Consider the following 1,651-nt stretch of genomic DNA (forward strand, 5'->3'; position numbering starts at 1 on the left):
GCCAGCAGCGCCTGCGCCTCGATCGGGTCACCCAGCTTCGTGCCCGTACCGTGCGCCTCCACCACATCGACCTCGGCAGCGGACACCCCGGCATTGGCCAACGCGGCCCGGATCACCCGCTGCTGCGACGGACCGTTCGGCGCGGACAGGCCATTGCTCGCACCGTCCTGATTGACCGCCGAACCCCGCACCACCGCCAGCACCCGGTGACCGTTGCGCCGCGCGTCCGACAGGCGCTCCAGCAGCAGCATCCCGGCGCCCTCGGCCCAACCGGTGCCGTCGGCACCTGATGCGAACGCCTTGCACCGGCCGTCCGCAGCGACGCCTTGCTGTCGGCTGAACTCCACGAAGATGCCGGGACTCGCCATCACGGTCACGCCGCCCGCCAACGCCAGAGAGCACTCGCCCTGACGCAGCGACTGCACCGCCAGATGCAGCGCCACCAGCGACGACGAACACGCCGTGTCCACCGTCACCGCCGGACCCTCGAACCCGAACGTGTAGGAGATACGCCCCGAAGCAGCACTGACACTGCTCCCGGTGAGCAGATATCCCTGAAGGCCGTCCGAGGCATCGTGCATACGGGGGCCGTAGTCCTGAGCCATCGCACCGACGAAGACGCCGGTCTCACTCTTCGCCCGGCCGCCGGGAGCGATACCCGCCCGCTCGAACGCCTCCCACGACGTCTCCAGCAGCAGACGCTGCTGCGGGTCCATCGCCAACGCCTCGCGCGGCGAGACGCCGAAGAACTCGGGGTCGAAGTCGCCGGCGTCATAGAGGAAGCCGCCCTCGCGGGCGTACGTGCTGCCCGGTCGGCCCCGATCCGGTGAGTAGAGGGCGGACAGGTCCCATCCCCGGTCCCGGGGGAACTCGCCGATCGCGTCCCCGTCGGACACGATCAACTGCCACAGGTCTTCCGGCGATTGCACCCCGCCTGGGAATCGGCAGCCCATCCCGACGATCGCGATGGGTTCGTCGTGGGACACGGTGGCCCGCACCGGGGCGCTGCTCAGCGGATCCGCGCCGAGGAGGGAGGTCCTCAGGCGACGCGCGAGGACTGCCGGCGTGGGGTAGTCGAACAGCAGGGTGGTCGCCAGGCGCAGCCCGGTCGTCGCGTTCAGACGGTTACGGAACTCGACGGCGCCCAGCGAGTCGAAGCCCAGTTCCTTGAACGTCCGCCCGGGGTCCACCCCCTCGGGTCCCTCGTACCCCAGTGTCGTGGCGACCTGGGTACGGATCAGTTCCAGGAGCAGGTCCGCCTGCTCCTCCTCGCTCAGCCCCGCCAGTCGTCGCCTGAGCGCCGAGGCGCTGTCCTCCACGGGCTCGGCGATCGGCTCAGCAGCTTGCTCGGCCGTCCGCTCAGGCACGTGCTCGGCCCCACGGTCAGCTACCGCGTCCAGCCAGTAGCGGCGACGCTGGAAGGCGTACGTGGGCAGTTCGACGCGCCGGACACCCGTACCCTCGAACAGCTTCGCCCAGTCCACGGTCGCGCCGCCGACGAACGCCTCCGCCACCGACGTGACGAACCTCCCCGGACCGCCCTCTCCGCGGCGCAGCGTACCGACCGCCGTGACGGGCGTGTCGGTGTGCGTCTCGGCAGTCTGCTCCACACCCAACGTCAGCACCGGATGCGCACTGGACTCCACGAACA

General features: G+C 70.4%; 1 protein-coding gene. It reads right to left on the bottom strand.

The genetic code is table 11. The annotated features are described in order from the left end of the window. A partial coding sequence (locus GTW67_RS35105) for a type I polyketide synthase (protein ID WP_237519180.1) occupies window positions 1-1,651 on the bottom strand: 1,651 nt, incomplete at both ends.

The organism is Streptomyces sp. SID5910 (genome assembly GCF_009862125.1).
Lineage (GTDB): Bacteria > Actinomycetota > Actinomycetes > Streptomycetales > Streptomycetaceae > Streptomyces.